We start from the raw sequence: 17,364 nt of genomic DNA, 5'->3' as shown, positions 1-17,364 counted from the left end.
ACTCGATCATGTCCACCCAGTCTGTTTCTTCCCGTTCCACCCCTGCATCGCGCACTGCGCCTTCCTCGTTCAAGGCTGCGTTTCTGAGTTTCGCCCAGGACATGTGGCATTCATACATGCGCCACAGCCAGTACGAAATGCAGCTTTCCTCCGGCAATCCGCATCGTCTGCCGCAGGACATCGCCCGCCAGGGCCGCCGCACCAGCCAGCGCTAGACAACGCGGGCGGCGCGGCCGCTCACGTCAGCGGCCCGAACCGGGCGCCTGAGCGTCAGGCCACGCCCCGCATAGAACCGTTTCACCGTCTCGAACGGCAGCCACACGTCCGCCTGAAACGGCGCCACACCCGACGGGTTGTGAAACCACACGCCACGCTCGTCCCTGCCGTGCAGCAGGATCAGATGTCCGCCGCGCGTTTCGTTATGCCGCTCCGGATACCGGATTTCGGGGCTGACGGAGGCGATCGCCAGCGTGTCGGCATCGATACGCGCGGCAATTTCCTCGATGCCGATCTGCGGCAGTACCTCCACCTGCAACCCGAACGCCTGCGCAGTCCACTGCGCAAACGGACGGTAAATCAGGCCGTCGACGCCGCCATCGTTGCGCATCCGATACACCTCGTGGCGCAACGCCTCGTCCAGCATGGCCGCCCGGGACGGATGCCCGATTCCCCAAAAGTCCAGCGCCGATTCAAGACAGGTCAACCCGCACAGGCGCTTCGCCCAGAACCGGTAGCGCTCCGGTTCCGTAAAACCACAACCGCGCCAGCCGGGGTCGTCGCAGGGATCGGCGGCGTCCTCGACAATCGCGCGCACCCATTCCGGACTGCCCCATTGCGTGTAATACGGCACATCCGCATGGCGTAAAGCCATTCCCGTTTTTTCATCCACTCGCATCATTCCCGTAATTCAATAGCGGATTACCCCATATTAAGCGCCGCCTTACATCCTTTATGATCCCGCCCGGGATGACGGGCTGGCCGGGCGCGCCGCCACAAGCGGCACGTCCACCGTAATCCACAAACGGAATCCAGATCAATAACCGCAGGAAACCATGAAAATCATTAAAACAGCAGGCGCGCTGGGCGGCGCAGTCATTGCACTCGCTTCACAACAGGCTTTCGCGCAAAGCTCGGTCACGCTGTACGGTGTCGCGGACGTGAGCGTCCGTTATCTGACCAACACCAATGCCAGTAACGATAACCGTCTTTACATGACGAACGGCGCTGTCACGAACAGCCGCTGGGGCGTGAAGGGCTCGGAAGACCTCGGCGGCGGCCTGAAGGCGATCTTCCGCCTTGAAAGCGGCGTCAACCTGCAGGACGGTTCGTTCGCGGACACCGGCCGCATGTTCAATCGCGCCGCTTACGTCGGTCTCGACAGCAAGTACGGCACGGTCACGCTGGGTCGCCAGAAGACGCCGCTCTTCGACATCCTCGCCGATGTCTACGATCCGCTGACGGTCGGTAACTACTTCGAAAACGCATGGCTGCCGGTCGCGCTCGGCGCAGGCCTGTATGCGGACAACGCGATCAAGTATTCGGGCACGTTCAGTGGCCTGAGCGTCGAGGCGATGTATTCGTTCGGCACGAACTACGAATCGACGGGCGCAGGCGGCTTCTCCGGCCAGATTCCGGGTCACATGGGCGCGGGCAACATGTACGGCCTGACGGTTTCGTACGTGATGGGCCCCGTCAGCGTTGCAGCCGGCGCGCAGCAGAACAGCGATAACTCGAACCACAAGCAGACGGTCTTCAACGCGAACATGGTCTACGCGTTCAGCACGGCCAGGGTCTACATCGGCTACCTGCATTCGAAGGACGATACGGGCTTTGTCGACAGCGTCCTCGCGCAGCAGAACCTCGTGCCGGGCGTCGACATCCTGAAGGGCTCGGGCCGCAAGGACGACGGTCCGTTCGCGGGCGTGACGTGGCAGGCAACGCCGGCGCTCGCGCTGACGGGCGCGGCCTACTACGACCACATGAACGACGCGGCCATCGGCGGCGGCCAGCTCGGCAGCGGCAACCGCTACACGCTGGTCGCACTGGCTGAGTACGCGCTGTCGAAGCGTACGGAAGTCTATGGCACGATCGACTTCAACAAGGTGTCGGGTGCCGCCGACGTCGAACTGCCGGGCCGCGACAACCAGACCGGCATCGCAATCGGTCTGCGCACGATCTTCTGATGGAGGCCGCGGCGCGCGTGCCATCGAGGCGCGCACGCTGCGGTAACGCCAGCCCGGTCGTTTGTATCGCTTCGCGACCGGGCTGGCGCGCAGCGCGTCACAACATGCTGCGCGGCCGCTTCATCGTCCCGTCGAAAAACCGTTGCAGGCGGAATTCCGCCAGATCGAGCGACGGCCTGCCTTCGTCGATCCACTCCGCCAGCAGCTTGCCGACAATCGGTCCCATCGCGAAACCGTGGCCGCAAAAGCCCGTCGCGATCGTGAGGCCGCGCACGTCTGAAGGCGCATCGATGACGGGAATACCGTCGGGCAGCACGTCGATGAGACCGGCCCACGCCTCGGTAATCTGGGCATCTTTCAATGCGGGGAACAAGGCCTTGAGCTTGCCGAGCGCACGCGGTGCATGACTGCGCTCGGGCTGCGGCTGCGGATCGCGCGGATGCAGCACCCGCTCCGCGTCTGCGACGCCGCCGGGCAGACGCTCGCGCAGATCGCGCAACAGCGCGCCGTTCAGATGGAAGCTGAATTTCTCGCGCTGCTTCCACAGTTCGGGCAAAAACCATTTCAGCGCCCGCACATGGCCGAACGTCATGTCGACGTCGACCTGCATGTCGTCGGCGAGATTGATCATGCCGTTCGCCCGCTGGCGGATGCCGAGGCCGTGGCCCCAGAACGTCGACGCCGTCACCTGCGGCAGCACGTTCGTGCGCATGCAGGTACCGCGTACCGCCTGCTGCGGCAGTTCGAGGCCGAGCGTTTTCAGGAGCCGCCAGCTGCTCGCGCCGGCCGCGCAGATCAGGCGCGACGTGCGGATCGTGCCGCGTTCGGTTACCACGTCCGTAATCGCGCCCGCTGCCCGTTCGATCGCCACCACGCCGCATCCTTCGAAAAAGCGCGCGCCGCCTTCCATCGCGCGCGCGGCGAACGCCGGCGCGACGCGGCGCGGTTCGGCCTGACCGTCGGTCGGCGTGTAGAGGCCGCCCAGCACCGTGCCCTGCATGCCGTGCACGTGCGTGTCGATCTGCGCGCGGTTAAGAACACGGGTGTCGAGCCCGTACTGACGCGCGACGTCGGTCCATTGCTGGAACGATACCCAGTCGCTTTCGTCGCTCGCGACGTACATGCAGCCGCCCTGCCGCCACTCCAGGTCGAAACCGAGCTCGCGTTCGAGCTGTTCCCACAGCCGCATGCCGGCCATCATCAGCGGCACTTCGGCGGCTTCGCGTCCCTGCTGGCGCACGAATCCCCATGCACGCGACGACTGTTGGCCCGAGATCCGCGACTTGTCGAGCACGACCGCCTTCAGCCCGCGCGCCGCGAGGTAATACGCCGCGGCGCAACCCATGATGCCGGCGCCGGCAATCACGACGTCGGCTTCGGTGGGAAAGGGTTCATCGGCGCGGGTCAGCCCGGCGTGCAGCGGATAGGTTGTCGTCATCGTCTGGTCAGGAGAATAAGGCGTGCGGCGGCATCTTCGCAGGCGCGCCACCTGGCCGCAACCCTGAACCCACACCGGCGTGGGCTTCACGATCCGCCCGGCACACCCGGCAAACGCGCGCCCGCACCGCCGGTCATGACAAAAACGGCGGCTGAACATTACATTTATGCGATTTAGATACTTTCATCGGTAAAATAGCGCGCTTGACCGGCCGATCCCGATACCCGGCAAGGGCGCGCAGACTCCCGAAACGCCCCGATTTGCGCGGTGTCCGACGATAGCGGATACTCACAGGCCGGCAGCCTGGCGGTCGAAGTAACGCGTCTGAAGTAAAGTGGACGAGCCTGACAGTTTCAGGCCGGCCCGTTCGTCCGCGCCGTATCCGCACCGTAATGCCGCCGGATGGTCCGGCACCCGTAGCGTCCTCATCCAGTCACGACAACTCATATCGACGGACACGCACGCAGTATGGCCAACGAAGCAACTTCCCCGGACTCCATCGCCGTCGCCGAGCGCGTGCGCGAGCTGATGAGCCGGCACGGCATTGGCAAGCGCCAGCAGACGACCGAACTGTGCCGGATCCTCGATCTGAGCTTTTCGCAGGGGCACCGCAAGCTGCGCGGCAACAGCCCGTGGACGCTCTCGCAGATCAAGAAAGTCGCTGAAGCCTTCGGCGAGCCGGCCGCGCAACTGTTCGGCGCGCAGTCGCTCGATCCGGGTATGGTCGGCGCGATCGCGCAGGAAGCGGTGTTCTCGATCGGCGCGATCGACCTGGCGTGCACCGCATGGGTCGGCGCCGCGCTCGAGCCGGGTAGCCGCCCGGAGTTCATCGCGTTTTCGAAGCTGGGGCAATGGCGCGTCGTGCGACACGACGGTGCGCTCTATCAGAACGGGTTCGAGGTACACAAGATCGAGATCTACCCGCGGCGCGCGGAGACGGACAAGCCGCTGATCGCGGTCGTCGACGACGACGCGTCGTCCGCCGACAACCTGCGCGACTATCTGGAGCAGAGCGGCTTTGGCGCAGCGGCGTTCTACGGCCTCACCGCGTTCACCGAGGCGCTGCAGACCCAGGTGTTCGACGGCGTCGTGATCGACTGGCTGTTCGGCACGCAGACATCCGCGCTGGCGATCCGCGCGGTGCGTGGCTCGGAGAATCCGGACGCGCCGATTTTCGTGCTCACGGGCGAACTGCTGACAGGCAAAGCCAGCGAATCGGAAATCAGCGAGGTGATCCGCAACTTCGACGTCGCGTGTTACGAAAAGCCTGCGCGCATGGCGATTCTCGTCGCCGATCTGTCGAAGCGCCTGAACCGCATCTAGTCCGGTCGCTGAATGACCGCTGCGCGGCCCGCCCGCGTCACACGGTGTGACGTGCGGCCAGCGCGCGCTGCACGGCGGCACGCAACTCCTCGAAGTGAACCGGTTTCGACAGACAGTCGAAGAACGGCCCGCGCGCATCGGCGTCTGGCGCATCGGCGCTGACCGCGATCACGGGCGCATGACCCGCGGGCGCATCGCGCGCGGCGAACGCTTCGACAAACGCGTAGCCGTCCTTTCCCGGCATCGACAGATCGAGCAGGATCACGTCGCAGCGATGCGTGTCGAGCCAGAAGAGCGCGGCATCCACGGTCGCGCATGAGGCCGCGTCGCAATGCATGTGTGCGACCATTTCGCTCAGCGATTCGCGCACGAGCGGGTTGTCGTCGACGATCAGCACGCGGGCCGGCGCACCTTCGGCGACTGCACGGGCTGCGGCATCCGGCGTCCGCGCGCCCGCCACAGAAACGACCGGGATCGCCACCCGAAACGTCGTGCCTTCACCCACGCGGCTCTCGACGTGAATGCTGCCGCCAAACAGGTCGACAAGCCCCTTCACGATCGACAGGCCCATGCCCGCGCCTTCAAACCGCCGCGCGCGCGAAGCGTCGAGCTGCGTGAATTCCCTGAAGATCTGCGGAATCTGCTCCTCGGGCACGCCGGGCCCCGTATCGCTGACGAAGATCGACAGCAGCGTCGGTCCCTGCACGAGTTGCAGGCGCACGCCGCCCTTCTCCGTATAGCGGATTGCGTTCGTGACGAGGTTGTTCACGATCTGCCGGATGCGATGCGGGTCCGACTCGACAGGCCCGGCCAGTCCCCCCGCGTCGCTGTCGAACGCGAGGCCTTTCGCGCTCGCGGCTGGGGCGTTCTGGTCGGCAATCGAGCTGATCAGCTCGCGCGGATCGAACTGTTCGTGTCGCAATTCGAGCCGGCCCGCGCCGAGACGTGCGTAATCGGTCAGATCCTTCATCTGCGCTTCGAGTTGCCGCGCCGCGGTTTCGAGCCGGCGGATCACCTTGCGATCGGCTTCCGAATGAAAGTTGAAGCCGAGCAGTTCGATCGACGACACGATTGCATGTAGCGGCGTGCGCAACTCGTGACTGATCATGCCGAGGAACGTGTCTTTCGCGAGACTCGATTCGCGCGCGGCTCGACTCGCCTGGTGTTCCGCGGCGAGCGCGGCGTGCTGCTGACGGATCAGACGCGTACGGCGATAGCCGTTCAGCACGAGCAGCACCGTCGCCGCCGACGAAAGCAGCAGCAGCACCATGCCCGCCGCGAACAGCAGACGCCGCTTGGCAAGGAAATCGTGATTCATCGCCTCGCGATCGGAGACGTCCGCATCGCGACGGCTGAGCGCGAGATCGTTGACCTCGTCCCAGTGCGCGCGCAACGCGCTCACGACCCGGTCGACGCGGCCCGGATCATGTTCCAGCGCCTCGATGTCCGGATCGAGCAGATCGAGGAGCGCCGTGATCTTCTGGATTTCGTCCTTCTGGCGTGCCGCGAGCGCGGGGCGTGATGCGAGCATGCGCGTCGAGCCGGCCATCACGTTCAGCTTCGACTGGAGCACCTGATAGCTCAGCTGAAGCGCGGCGTAATCGCGGTCGGCGCCGGTCCGGTAGAGCAGCAGCTGCGTCTGGAAACGCGAATACGCGATCTGCAGCTGCGCGGCGTCCCAGTAGAAACCGTCGTAGGTGCCGGTTGTCTGAAGCGTGACGCGCGGATTGAGCAGGTTGGCGTAGAGAAAATAGCCTACCGCCGCGATCGGCGGCGCGAGCGCGGTCAGCCAGATCACGACGAACAGGAAGCGCCGCCACGAACGCCCGGGCACGGGCATTTCATCCGGCGGCGGCGTGTTCATTTGACGACGATCGACTTGATCTGCCATGCGAATTTCGCGTCGCCCACCGCGCCCTGAAGCTCTGCCGGGAACGCGTCGCGCGGATAGATGAGGAAGAGCGGCCCGAAATCGCTGACTTTCAGACGCTTGCCGTTCATGCTGTGCGCGAGGATCACGCCGTATTTCGCTGCATCGGTGACGGGCACCGTGCAGGTGTAATCATCCAGCGTATGGATTTCCAGCATCGTGCCACGCGCGCCCACCTTCGCGAGAACGTCCGACAGCGACGGACCCGTGAACGTGGATTTCGGCGTCCATGCCGTGGATGTCGTGATTGAATGCGCCGGCAGCGCCAGCAGTTCTGCTTCCGGGAAATGGAAAACGGAGTGCGCGGCGTCGTTCGTCTGTGTGATCGCGCCCCTGACGTCGAGGGTCAACGGCGCAGCGCATGCGGAGCGTGCGACAGCAGCGAGGACAAGGAAGGCCCACAGCAGGGCTTTCGGGTAACGCATGGTCAACGATCCTTTTGTCTTTTTATGGTTCCGGCGCGAACCCAGCGGGTTTGCAGAACCACCGGCATCACGTCGCCGCATGATAACCAAAAAGAGATAACCAGGGCACTCGCATGGTGCCCCCGAAAGCGAGCCAGCCCCCTGGACGTTCGCAGACCCTGCGTCGCACCAGCCAGATTCGCTAGTGGTCGGCGTGAAGGGACTGGAAATGCAGGTGCGCGCCGCCGCGCGATCAGGCTGCCGCGCTCACTGCATGCGCGCGGCGCAGGCGTTCGCGGCTGTTGCTCAGATGCATCCGCATCGCGGCACGCGCGTCGTCCGCATCCTGACGCTCGATCGCGCGATAGATCTGCTCGTGCTCGTTCAGCACGTTGCGCAGATGCTCGATGTGATCCAGCTCGGCAATCTCGGCAGACCCCAGCCGCGTGCGCGGGCTCACCGCGCGACCCAGCTGGCTCAGCACATCGAAGAAGTAACGATTGCCGCTTGCCCGCGCGATCTGCAAATGAAATTCGATGTCATGCGCAAGCACGTCCGTGTTGCCGCGTTCGAGCTCAGCGCCGAAGCGGTCGAGCGCGCTGCGAATCTGCTGGAGATGCTGCAGCGTACGCCGCCCCGCCGCCAGCGCGGCCGAAGCCGACTCGACGTCGATCCGGAACTCGATGATGGCCATGACGTCGAGCATGCTCGAAAGATCCGCTGCGGGAAGCTGCATCCGCTCCTCGTTCTCCGGCTCCCGCACGAACGTGCCGATGCCGTGGCGTGTCTCGACCACGTTCGCCGCCTGCAGCCGTGAGATCGCCTCGCGCACCACGGAGCGGCTCACGTTGAGCTGCTTCATCATCTCCACCTCGGTGGGAATCCTGTCTCCGGGCCTCAAGGCCCCGCGCCGGATCTCGTCGGAGAGGGTGGCCACTACCTTTTCAGTCAGGCTCGTCATCGCTGGTTTGCTGGCTGGTCTACACAAAATTGAAGTGTCACGCTCGAAAGACGTCATCTGACGTCTTCGCTATCGGCCATCATAGCGCCCGCATCGCGCAATGGCGATGCCCCTGCCGCAATCGACTCGCCATTCAGGCGCGAAACGTCTCCGACCGACACCTCATCGAACGCTGGCTTGGCAGCGTTGTCGGACAACGTATAATCAAAAGACAACACCGAAAACGACAGTGCATCTATCAGGAGTGATTCTATGTCCACGTCCCCGACCGTGGCGCCCCAACGCGCGCGCGGCAGCCTTGCGGACCTCGTGGTGAACTACGTGAAGGAGCAGGTCGCGTCGCAGGTCCTCAAACCGGGTGACCAGCTGCCCACCGAGGCGGCCTTGATGTCGCTGCTCGGCGTCAGCCGCACCGTCGTGCGCGAAGCGATTTCGCGCCTTCAGGCGAGTGCCGTCATCGAGACGCGGCACGGCATCGGCAGTTTCGTGCTGGAACCGCGTCACCAGCCGCTCGGCCTCGACATGGTCCCCGCGACGACGCTGAACGACCTGCTGTCCGTGCTTGAACTGCGCATCAGCCTGGAAACGGAATGCGCGGGTCTCGCCGCACAGCGCGCGAAAGAGCAGGACATCGCGAACATCCGCGCCGCCCTCGACGCCATCGAGGAGACGAGCCGGGCAGACGGCGACAGCACCGCCGCGGATTTGCGCTTCCACGTCTCGGTGGCGCGCGCCACAGGCAACCGGTATTTCGTCGACATCCTGACGCAGATGGGCGCGGCGCTGATTCCGCGTCACCGCATCGATTCGCCGGGTATCGCCCAGAGCGATCCGGCGGCGTACATGGCGCGCGTCAATATCGAACACGAAAGCATTCTGGACGCGATCACCCGGCGCGACCCGGAAGGCGCGCGGGCCGCGATGCGGATGCATCTGACGAGCAGCCGCGAACGCGTGCGCCGCGCAAGCCCGATGCCGGAAGAAAACGCGGAAGGCCTTGCCTGACCTGTCCAGCAATCTCACACAAGCGGCCACTGGCCGCTTTTTTTACGCGTGCGCGCCACCGGTTGCGTGACGGGAAACGGATCGTGGCGCTCATTGCGCCCAGGGCTCACGGACCAAAATAAATCGACATCGGTCATCAGATCACAAACAGGAATTAACCCGATGCCACCGTCCGTCACACCCAATAAATCCTTATTTTACAAGCCTTATAGCTCATATAACAGGGTAAACACTACATTGGAAATTACAGCACCAAAAGAGTAGACTGTCATCAGACAACTAACGACGTACCTGCGCACGGCACCTCTACCGTGACCCGCCCGCGTCCCGTTGCGTTCTGTTGGGCCGCCACACCGCCCGAAACTGGAGACGTTCTTGACATCTGCTCTCGCCACTGCGACCGGCCCGCTGGATTCAGCGGTCTCCAAGGTCAAACGGCACATACTCCCGCTCTTTCTCGTGATGTTCATCGCGAACTACATCGACCGCGTGAACATCGGCTTCGTGAACGCGCACATGCAGACGGATCTGGGCATCGGCGCGGCTGCCTACGGGCTCGGCAGCGGCCTCTTCTTCGTCGGCTATGCGCTGTTCGAAGTGCCGTCCAACGTGCTGATGCAGAAGTACGGCGCGCGCGCCTGGCTCACGCGCATCATGGGCACGTGGGGCATCGTGGCCGCCGCGATGGCGTTCGTGTGGAACGACACGTCGTTCTACGTGCTGCGCTTCCTGCTGGGTGTCGCCGAAGCCGGGTTCTTCCCGGGTGTCGTTTTCTACTTCACGCAATGGCTGCCGCAAAAGGAACGCGGCAAGGCCGTCGCGGTTTTCCTCTCGGGCTCGGCGCTCGCGTCGGTGCTGTCCGGCCCGGTTACCGGCGCCCTCCTTTCGATCCGGGGCTTCGGACTGCACGGCTGGCAGTGGATGTTTCTCATCGAAGGCGGCTTTTCGGTCGTGCTGTGCGGCGTCAGCTGGATGCTGCTGAAGTCGCGCATCAGTGATGCCACCTGGCTCACGGCCGACGAGCGGAAGACTCTCGCCACGTCGATCGCCGCCGAGCAGGCCGAGCGCGACGCCCAGGGCGCCGCCCGCCTGCCGGTAGCGAAGCTGCTGAAAGATCCGCAGATCCTGTTGTTCTGCTTCCTGTACTTCGCGATTCAACTGACGATTTACGCCGCCACGTTCTGGCTTCCGACGATTATCCGGAAGATGGGCGGTCTGTCCGATTTCGAAGTGGGTCTTTTCAATGCGATCCCCTGGCTGATTGCGATGTTCGCGATGTACTGCTTTGCGGTACTGTCGGCAAAATGGCGCTTCCAGCAGGCATGGCTCGCGGCAGCGCTCGTGATTGCCGCGTGCGGCCTGTTCGCCTCGACGTCGGGCAATCCGGTTCTGTCGTTTGTCGCAATCTGCTTTTCCGCTATCGGGTTCAAGGCCGCTGCATCGCTCTTCTGGCCGATCCCGCAGGGTTATCTCGATGCCCGTGTGGCGGCCGGCGTGATCGCGCTCATCAACTCGGTCGGCAATCTCGGAGGATTCTTTGCACCCGCCGCGTTTGGCTACCTCCAGCAGCACACCGGCTCGATTACCGGTGGCCTGTACGGGCTGGGCGTGGCGTCGCTCATCGCGGCGGCAGCCGGCTTCCTTGCCCGCAACCGTCTCGTGAATCGCGACGCGCCGGCAGATATCGTCCACAGCAAGGCACACTGACCGCCCTCGGCGGATGTTCAATACACAACCGGCTGACTCTCGCCAGCCGGCTTCGCAAACCTGACAGGTCCAACGCTCATGTCCACTCCTTCCCTGCAATCGAACGCCACGCCCAAAGTTATCGAACTGCGCGTCGTGCCAGTCGCCGGCCGCGACAGCATGCTGCTGAACCTGAGCGGCGCGCACGGTCCGTTCTTCACGCGTAACGTGGTCATCCTGCGCGACAGCGCGGGCAACACCGGCGTGGGTGAGGTCCCCGGCGGCGAGAGCATCCGCAAGACCATCGACGATGCACGCGCGCTGGTCGTCGGCCAGTCGATCGGCAATCTGCAGGCTGTGCTGAACAAGGTGCGCACCCAGTTCGCCGACCGGGACGCAGGCGGACGCGGGCTGCAGACGTTCGATCTGCGCACGACCATTCACGCAGTCACCGCCCTCGAAGCCGCCCTGCTCGACCTGCTCGGACAGCATCTGGGCGTGCCTGTCGCCGCGTTGCTCGGCGAAGGCCAGCAGCGCGACGAAGTCGAAATGCTCGGCTATCTGTTCTATATCGGCGACCGCAAAAAGACCGACCTGCCGTATGCAGGCGGCGCGGAAGGCCGCGACGACTGGGAGCGCGTACGCACCGAAGAAGCGATGACGCCCGAAGCGGTGGTGCGCCTCGCCGAGGCTGCACAGGCGCGCTACGGCTTTAACGACTTCAAGCTGAAAGGCGGCGTGCTCGCGGGCGACGCCGAAATCGAAGCGGTGACTGCACTCGCGGAGCGCTTCCCCAACGCCCGCGTCACGCTCGATCCGAATGGCGCATGGTCGCTCGCGGAAGCGATCCGTCTTTGCCGCGACCAGCACGATGTGCTCGCGTACGCCGAAGATCCATGCGGCGCGGAGAACGGCTATTCGGGCCGCGAAGTCATGGCCGAATTCCGTCGCGCGACCGGTTTGCCGACGGCCACCAACATGATCGCCACCGACTGGCGCCAGATGGGTCACGCGATCCAGTTGCAATCCGTCGACATTCCGCTTGCCGATCCGCACTTCTGGACCATGCAGGGCTCGGTGCGTGTGGCGCAGATGTGCAACGAGTGGGGCCTGACCTGGGGTTCGCACTCGAACAACCACTTCGATATTTCTCTCGCGATGTTCACGCAGGTCGCGGCCGCCGCACCCGGCAAGATCACCGCCATCGACACGCACTGGATCTGGCAGGACGGGCAGTTCCTGACGCGCAACCCACTGCAGATCGTCGGCGGCAAGGTAAAGGTTCCGGAAAAGGCAGGCCTCGGCGTCGAACTCGATATGGACGCGCTCGAAAAAGCGCACGCGCTGTACCAGCAGCACGGCCTCGGCGCGCGTGATGACGGCATCGCCATGCAATATCTGATTCCGAACTGGAAGTTCGACAACAAGCGGCCCTGCCTCGTGCGCTGAGCCAGACGTTCCCCCGGCAGCGGCCCCACTCGCGGTTCGGATCACGCGCGTCCAGAACCCGATTCTGGCATCGCGGGTGGCAATCTGAATCCATCTGCCGTTGTCTGCCGTATATCGGTCAGGGCAGCGCAATGATGCGTGGCCTGCTGGGGGACCGGGATGAAACACACGCTACGTTTTGCCGCTGCTGCCCTGATACGGGCAGCATCCAGCGCCTTTGCAGCGAACGTGACCCCTGGCATGGGTCCGCTTGCTGCAAAGGCGCTGTCATTTTCACGGCCGGCTCGCGACTGACGTCCATACCCTGTATCCGGGCGTCGCCAGACCCTCGTTCATCAGGCCCTCCGGATACGCTGCTTGCGCCTCGCCGCTGTGCAAGCCGGTCAGCCTGTAGCGGTGCCTGAAACCTCGACGCTGATACCTCACGCGCCGGCCCGTTGGAGATACATCATGCAAAACGTGACGCTGAAAGTGGTCCTGGTTTGTTCCGCCGCTGCCTCACTCTTTGCGAGCACTACGACGTTCGCGCAGGGCGGAGGGAACGGCAACGGCGGCAGTGGCGGTGGCGGCTCGCATGGCGCGGCGACCGCCGGCATGACCTACCACAGCGAGCCCGTGAACAGCCCGTGGAATCAGGACCCTTCACGCATGAGCCAGCGCGGAGGGATGGCCGATGACAGCATGCCCGGCATGATGCCCGACACCAACGCGATGCCTGCGAAGCCGGTGCAATGACCCCTGCATGCACGTAACGACTGCAGGACATTGCCCAACGTGCGGCCCGGCAATTTTTGCCGTCTGCGAGACGCTGTCTGCAATTCGTCAAATTGCCCGCAGAATCCGCTTCGTTTCGCCGGATTGGATAGATGGGTGAGCGGCTAGACTTCTTTTCATGGAGCGAATCCTTGCGCCATCGACGCGGTCCCCTCCGCGTTGCGTTGAACCGTACCGTTGACCGTTTTTCCAGTAGTGGTTGTAGATGCATCGGCACTTGCAGTTCGTGGATGAAGTGCATTTAATAAAAGTATCTGGCGTTTGCAGCACGCAACACTAGAAGGACCGGATGTCAGCAACACGCAGTCGAAGTAGCAACAACAGCGTTATATGTGATGGCGATACACCGGCGGGCTTCCACGAGCCCGCACGGCTTTCCATCCTGTCGAGCCCTGTTCCCCTGTGGGACAGGGCTTTTTTTTGTCGTCGGGCGCCAGTTGCAGCGGATACATTCCTGCGCCGTACGCTTTAAGTCTGTCTTAATTGTCGGCGATCATCATGCCTCTACGGACTGAGGTCCGAGACCGCCCGTTCGATGTTCAACGCATTACCGGCGGGACCCTGCATTACCGAGGAAGCGAGGAAGGTTCAAACGATCATGTCTGGAAAATCGCACACCCGCAAACATTCGCAACCGGCCATGTCGCCGCTGTTGCGCGCGCTCACGTTTAGCCGGGCCGCCCACGAGCCTGTGACACAGGCCATGCTGCTGCAGTGTTATACCGGCCTCGACGCATTCCGCCGCGGTCACGGCTCGCGAGCGCTGTTCACGACGCTCGGCCGGCAACTGCTCGTTGCTGACGAACTGTGTCACCTCGGCTTCGAACGCAACGACCGGATGGCGATCCAGGAAGCACACGCTGCGATGATGCAGATCGATGCGGTCGCGCGCGAGAATGGTGTGTGGGTGATGAGCGATGCCGATTACGCGTGGCTATGTTTTGCGCTCGACGTGTTTGCACGCCAGCTGGCGGCTGCGTCGCTCGAAAACATCGCGATGGCCGAAGCGAAAATGCTCGAAGGATTGCTCACGGCTGGACGTCTTCCGGCGCTCGCGGAAGCGTCGTAGCAACGACGCGTTCCGCGGCTTGCCGGCTGTTCGCCGGCGCGCTTTCGCTCAATGGCCGGGCGTGCCGGTTTCCAGCGGCGCTGGCGCGGCCAGCTCGGGGCGCGATGCCTGCTTGATCAGCAACGCGACGCACGAAATCACGCCGGCCAGTGCGACCACCGCGAAAATGCCCTCGAACGAGAAATGTCGACGGCTCAGCTCTGCAACGAGGAAGGACCCGGCGATGCCGCCAAAGCGGCCCACGCCCAGCATCCACGCGACGCCGGTGCCCCGGCCCTGGGTCGGATAGAACGCCGCGGCGAGCGCGGGCATCGACGATTGCGCGGTATTCATCAACACGCCCGCCACGAATACCGTCAGCACCAGCAAGCCGACGTTGCCCACTGCCTGTCCGATGCAATAGACGCTCACTGCCGTGAGCGCGTAGCACACGGCGATGATCCGGTTTGCGTTGAAGCGGTCCATCAACAGGCCGCATACGACTGCGCCCACGCCACCGAGCGGGAACAGCGCCGAAATCAGCGTCGCGCGCTGCGGGTTCAGGCCGGCCTCTTTCAGCAGGATCGGCATCCAGTTGATCGATGCGTAGAAAATCACGAGGCCCATGAAGTACGTGAGCCACAGCATCACCGTGCCGACGATATACGAACGCGACAGCACGAGCCCCGCACCGCTCTTCCCCGCCACCTGTGGCGCCTGCTCGGTCATCACGAACGAGCCTGCCTCAGCCGCCGCGCTGGAAATACGCGCAAGCACCGCACGGATCTTTTCGACAGGATGGTTCTTCGCCACCATGTAGCGCACGGATTCGGGCAGCTTGAGCAGCAACGCCAGCGCGAGCAGCAAAGGCGTCACGCCACCCAGCATCAGCACGGCGCGCCATCCGAAGTGCGGAATCAGCCACGCTGCCAGAAAGCCGCCACATGCCGCGCCGAGCGGAAAGCCGCAGAACATCAGGTTGATGACCGTCGCGCGCCGGTGGTCCGGGCAGAACTCGCCCATCATCGTGACGGCGTTGGGCATCGCCGCGCCAAGACCGATGCCGGTTACGAAGCGCAGGACAGTCAATTGCTGGATGTCGGTCGAGAACGCCGAACCGAGACATGCCACGCCAAAGAGAATGACCGCGCCAGTCAGCAACAGACGCCGTCCCAGCCGGTCCGAGAGCGGTCCCGATACGAGCGCGCCACACGCGAGGCCGAACAGCGCCGCGCTCAACACAGGCGCGAGTGCCGGCTTGCTGATGTTCCACTCCGTGATCAGCGAAGGCGCAATAAAGCCGATCGCCGCGGTGTCGAAACCGTCGAGCAGCACGATCACGAAGCACATGAAGAAAATGAGCCACTGAAATCCCGAGAACGGGTGCGCATTGATAAACGTCTGCACGTTGACGGCAGTGTTTCGATTCACGTCTCATCCCCTGTGTGTCGACAGCGTGTTGGCGCCGTCGACGTTACGATTCTGAACGGCGGGCAAGCGTCACACCCTACCCACACCGGCCGCATGCTGGCTATTCGGGCCTTCACCGGGTTGGCCGGCGGGTGGACTGGAATCAGCACTTTCATCGGCTCATCCCTTCGAAATTGTTCGCCGTAAGAACACGAATTCTATTATTGAACAACAAGGGATTGTAGGGAGGCATCTGATTGACGGTCAACGCGGGATAACCCGATCGAGCAGCACGTTGTGAACGCCCGGTTTCGCGCTGCGGCGCTGCGGCGTTGCTGTGAGCGCCCAAGGATTGCTTCCGCACATGACACGCACTGTTGTCTCCTGCCCCCTTACTCGTCTCACGCGCTGGCTGCACAATCGTGTTGCAGGATCGTGCGGGTTGAGGCTGGACGACCGGCGTCTCGTCGCGCGAACGCCGACGCTTTGGCGCAAACGTGAACACCATGAAGGACACTGCGAATGCTGAACCGGGACTCCATCAACTCGGGCGCCTATCTCGACAGCTTCGATTCGCTGCCTCGCGAGATACTCTGGACGCAGGCACGCATTGACGCTTCGCTGGCGCAGACCATGGCGCGCCGCCCGGAAGGCAGCGACGTCTGGGTGTTCGCCTATGGCTCGCTGATGTGGAATCCGATCTCGCGCTACGACGCCCGGCGCGTTTCGACGCTGCATGGCTGGCACCGAAGCTTCTGTCTGCGCATCACCGCGGCGCGTGGAAGCCCCGAAAATCCTGGCAGAATGCTCTCGCTCGAGGCAGGCGGCAATACGCAGGGCGTCGCCATTCGCCTGTGTCAGGCGACGCTTGAGGAAGAACTGCGAATTCTCTGGACCCGCGAGATGGTCACGGGCGCCTATCTGCCGACATGGGCGCCAATCACACTCGACGATGGCACGCGTACATCCGCGATCGCGTTCGTGGCCGATCCCACCCAATCGCAATACGAAGCCGATGTCGGCACCGCGACAATCGCGCCGCTCATGGCCGTGGCGACCGGTTCATTCGGCACGAACGCGGAGTACGTGTTCAAACTGCAATGGGCGCTCGCGGAATGCGGCATGAACGATCCGTATGTCGATGAGATCGCGAGTGAAATCACGCGGCTTTGCGGCGTGAAACATGAAGATGCGCGCGAGTCTCGCGGAGCATCCGGCGAGACTGCGATCTAGCGAGACTGAGTGCGCGGCGGCGCTTCAGGCAACTGGCGTGGTCGCGTCAATGCTGCACGGCATGCCCTGCAGCGGCCGGGGGCGTTCAAGCCATTGCGTCGATGCCCGTCGTTTTTTTGGCCTTCTGCGTTTCCTTGAGCGCCGCGAGTTCGCGCTTGACCATCTCACGCACCTGCTCCATCACCTTGGCGCGCTGTTCTGGCGTCATCGCCTTCAGGTCTTTTTCCGTAATTCCGAGCTTCGCCAGAATCTGCTTCTCCATTTGCTGGGACGGTGTGCCTGTGATGTAGTCGGTCAGCTCGGAAAGCAGTTCCTGGAACGAAGGCTTGTTCGATGAGGTGCCTGTCGCCGGAGAGCCCAACTGACTGCCTTGAGTCGCACCGCCAATGCCGCCAGCCCCGTTCACCGTATTCGAGTATTGCATGGTCCTAAACCCCCGTTTTCTTGTTCAAGTCTAAGGATGGATTCAAGCGGCACACTATTACAACGTCGTTACGATGTCATGTTTTTCCCGGGCCTC

General features: G+C 63.5%; 16 protein-coding genes. 9 read left to right on the top strand and 7 right to left on the bottom strand.

Annotation, left to right across the window (positions count from 1 at the left end):
* The first annotated feature begins 8 nt into the window (after positions 1-8).
* Positions 9-215 (top strand): hypothetical protein, encoded by a 207-nt coding sequence (locus LPA36_RS11090; RefSeq protein ID WP_228876356.1) that lies wholly within the window; start codon positions 9-11, stop codon positions 213-215.
* Here the strand turns inward: LPA36_RS11090 and LPA36_RS11085 are convergent.
* On the bottom strand, positions 212-871 hold the full coding sequence (locus LPA36_RS11085; protein ID WP_228876352.1) for a C39 family peptidase: 660 nt from the start codon (positions 869-871) through the stop codon (positions 212-214). The two genes, LPA36_RS11090 and LPA36_RS11085, sit on opposite strands and share 4 nt — an antisense overlap.
* A 181-nt stretch (positions 872-1,052) precedes the next feature.
* Here LPA36_RS11085 and LPA36_RS11080 point away from each other — a divergent pair, with 181 nt between their 5' ends.
* The gene (locus LPA36_RS11080; RefSeq protein WP_228876350.1) at positions 1,053-2,183 is read left to right on the top strand and encodes a porin; all 1,131 of its coding nucleotides are present in this window, start codon (positions 1,053-1,055) and stop codon (positions 2,181-2,183) included.
* A 97-nt stretch (positions 2,184-2,280) separates the two neighbouring features.
* Here the strand turns inward: LPA36_RS11080 and LPA36_RS11075 are convergent, their stop codons facing one another.
* Positions 2,281-3,621 (bottom strand): NAD(P)/FAD-dependent oxidoreductase, encoded by a 1,341-nt coding sequence (locus tag LPA36_RS11075; protein ID WP_228876349.1) that lies wholly within the window; start codon positions 3,619-3,621, stop codon positions 2,281-2,283.
* A gap of 468 nt (positions 3,622-4,089) precedes the next feature.
* Here LPA36_RS11075 and LPA36_RS11070 point away from each other — a divergent pair, with 468 nt between their 5' ends.
* Entirely contained in the window at positions 4,090-4,944 is an 855-nt protein-coding gene (locus LPA36_RS11070) for a helix-turn-helix domain-containing protein (protein ID WP_228876347.1), read from the top strand.
* Between the two features lie 37 nt (positions 4,945-4,981).
* Here LPA36_RS11070 and LPA36_RS11065 read toward each other — a convergent pair whose 3' ends face one another.
* From LPA36_RS11065 to LPA36_RS11055, 3 genes are all read right to left on the bottom strand, one after another.
* Complete coding sequence (locus LPA36_RS11065) at positions 4,982-6,835, bottom strand: ATP-binding response regulator (RefSeq protein ID WP_407674252.1); 1,854 nt, start codon at positions 6,833-6,835, stop codon at positions 4,982-4,984.
* Positions 6,805-7,299, bottom strand: coding sequence for a molybdopterin-dependent oxidoreductase (locus LPA36_RS11060; protein WP_228876346.1), 495 nt, complete (start codon positions 7,297-7,299; stop codon positions 6,805-6,807). Before LPA36_RS11060 ends, LPA36_RS11065 begins: the two co-directional genes overlap by 31 nt.
* 232 nt (positions 7,300-7,531) lie before the next feature.
* Complete coding sequence (locus LPA36_RS11055; RefSeq protein ID WP_228876344.1) at positions 7,532-8,239, bottom strand: FadR/GntR family transcriptional regulator; 708 nt, start codon at positions 8,237-8,239, stop codon at positions 7,532-7,534.
* A 252-nt stretch (positions 8,240-8,491) separates the two neighbouring features.
* On the opposite strand from LPA36_RS11055, the gene LPA36_RS11050 reads away from it, so the two are divergent.
* The 5 genes from LPA36_RS11050 (at position 8,492) to LPA36_RS11030 (ending at position 14,222) form a co-directional block, all read left to right on the top strand.
* Entirely contained in the window at positions 8,492-9,244 is a 753-nt protein-coding gene (locus tag LPA36_RS11050) for a FadR/GntR family transcriptional regulator (RefSeq protein WP_228876342.1), read from the top strand.
* A 375-nt stretch (positions 9,245-9,619) separates the two neighbouring features.
* Positions 9,620-10,951 carry an MFS transporter gene (locus tag LPA36_RS11045; RefSeq protein ID WP_228876340.1) on the top strand — a complete coding sequence of 444 codons (1,332 nt, stop codon included), beginning with the start codon at positions 9,620-9,622 and terminating at the stop codon, positions 10,949-10,951.
* 78 nt (positions 10,952-11,029) lie between these two features.
* Positions 11,030-12,379 (top strand): glucarate dehydratase, encoded by a 1,350-nt coding sequence (gudD, locus tag LPA36_RS11040; protein ID WP_228876338.1) that lies wholly within the window; start codon positions 11,030-11,032, stop codon positions 12,377-12,379.
* A gap of 450 nt (positions 12,380-12,829) precedes the next feature.
* Entirely contained in the window at positions 12,830-13,114 is a 285-nt protein-coding gene (locus LPA36_RS11035; RefSeq protein ID WP_228876336.1) for a hypothetical protein, read from the top strand.
* A gap of 637 nt (positions 13,115-13,751) precedes the next feature.
* The gene (locus LPA36_RS11030; protein WP_228876335.1) at positions 13,752-14,222 is read left to right on the top strand and encodes a hypothetical protein; all 471 of its coding nucleotides are present in this window, start codon (positions 13,752-13,754) and stop codon (positions 14,220-14,222) included.
* 48 nt (positions 14,223-14,270) lie between these two features.
* On the opposite strand, the gene LPA36_RS11025 is transcribed toward LPA36_RS11030, so the two are convergent.
* The gene (locus LPA36_RS11025; RefSeq protein WP_228876333.1) at positions 14,271-15,632 is read right to left on the bottom strand and encodes an MFS transporter; all 1,362 of its coding nucleotides are present in this window, start codon (positions 15,630-15,632) and stop codon (positions 14,271-14,273) included.
* Between the two features lie 501 nt (positions 15,633-16,133).
* On the opposite strand from LPA36_RS11025, the gene LPA36_RS11020 reads away from it, so the two are divergent.
* The gene (locus LPA36_RS11020; protein WP_228876331.1) at positions 16,134-16,844 is read left to right on the top strand and encodes a gamma-glutamylcyclotransferase; all 711 of its coding nucleotides are present in this window, start codon (positions 16,134-16,136) and stop codon (positions 16,842-16,844) included.
* 85 nt (positions 16,845-16,929) lie between these two features.
* On the opposite strand, the gene LPA36_RS11015 is transcribed toward LPA36_RS11020, so the two are convergent.
* Entirely contained in the window at positions 16,930-17,268 is a 339-nt protein-coding gene (locus LPA36_RS11015) for a hypothetical protein (protein WP_228876328.1), read from the bottom strand.
* Positions 17,269-17,364: the final 96 nt, after the last annotated feature.

The sequence above is a fragment of the Paraburkholderia saeva genome, assembly GCF_907164555.1.
GTDB classification, from domain to species: domain Bacteria; phylum Pseudomonadota; class Gammaproteobacteria; order Burkholderiales; family Burkholderiaceae; genus Paraburkholderia; species Paraburkholderia saeva.
The sequence above is the reverse complement of the archived record's forward strand: the minus strand, read 5'-3'. Positions and strand labels throughout refer to the sequence as shown.

What these genes read in the sequence shown, in the direction of transcription:
- LPA36_RS11090 (WP_228876356.1), top strand. Translation starts at nt 9, where the DNA reads ATGTCCACCCAGTCTGTTTCTTCCCGTTCCACCCCTGCATCGCGCACT.
- LPA36_RS11085 (WP_228876352.1), bottom strand. Translation starts at nt 871, where the DNA reads ATGGCTTTACGCCATGCGGATGTGCCGTATTACACGCAATGGGGCAGT.
- LPA36_RS11080 (WP_228876350.1), top strand. Translation starts at nt 1,053, where the DNA reads ATGAAAATCATTAAAACAGCAGGCGCGCTGGGCGGCGCAGTCATTGCA.
- LPA36_RS11075 (WP_228876349.1), bottom strand. Translation starts at nt 3,621, where the DNA reads ATGACGACAACCTATCCGCTGCACGCCGGGCTGACCCGCGCCGATGAA.
- LPA36_RS11070 (WP_228876347.1), top strand. Translation starts at nt 4,090, where the DNA reads ATGGCCAACGAAGCAACTTCCCCGGACTCCATCGCCGTCGCCGAGCGC.
- LPA36_RS11065 (WP_407674252.1), bottom strand. Translation starts at nt 6,835, where the DNA reads ATGGCAGATCAAGTCGATCGTCGTCAAATGAACACGCCGCCGCCGGAT.
- LPA36_RS11060 (WP_228876346.1), bottom strand. Translation starts at nt 7,299, where the DNA reads ATGCGTTACCCGAAAGCCCTGCTGTGGGCCTTCCTTGTCCTCGCTGCT.
- LPA36_RS11055 (WP_228876344.1), bottom strand. Translation starts at nt 8,239, where the DNA reads ATGACGAGCCTGACTGAAAAGGTAGTGGCCACCCTCTCCGACGAGATC.
- LPA36_RS11050 (WP_228876342.1), top strand. Translation starts at nt 8,492, where the DNA reads ATGTCCACGTCCCCGACCGTGGCGCCCCAACGCGCGCGCGGCAGCCTT.
- gudD (WP_228876338.1), top strand. Translation starts at nt 11,030, where the DNA reads ATGTCCACTCCTTCCCTGCAATCGAACGCCACGCCCAAAGTTATCGAA.
- LPA36_RS11035 (WP_228876336.1), top strand. Translation starts at nt 12,830, where the DNA reads ATGCAAAACGTGACGCTGAAAGTGGTCCTGGTTTGTTCCGCCGCTGCC.
- LPA36_RS11030 (WP_228876335.1), top strand. Translation starts at nt 13,752, where the DNA reads ATGTCTGGAAAATCGCACACCCGCAAACATTCGCAACCGGCCATGTCG.
- LPA36_RS11020 (WP_228876331.1), top strand. Translation starts at nt 16,134, where the DNA reads ATGCTGAACCGGGACTCCATCAACTCGGGCGCCTATCTCGACAGCTTC.
- LPA36_RS11015 (WP_228876328.1), bottom strand. Translation starts at nt 17,268, where the DNA reads ATGCAATACTCGAATACGGTGAACGGGGCTGGCGGCATTGGCGGTGCG.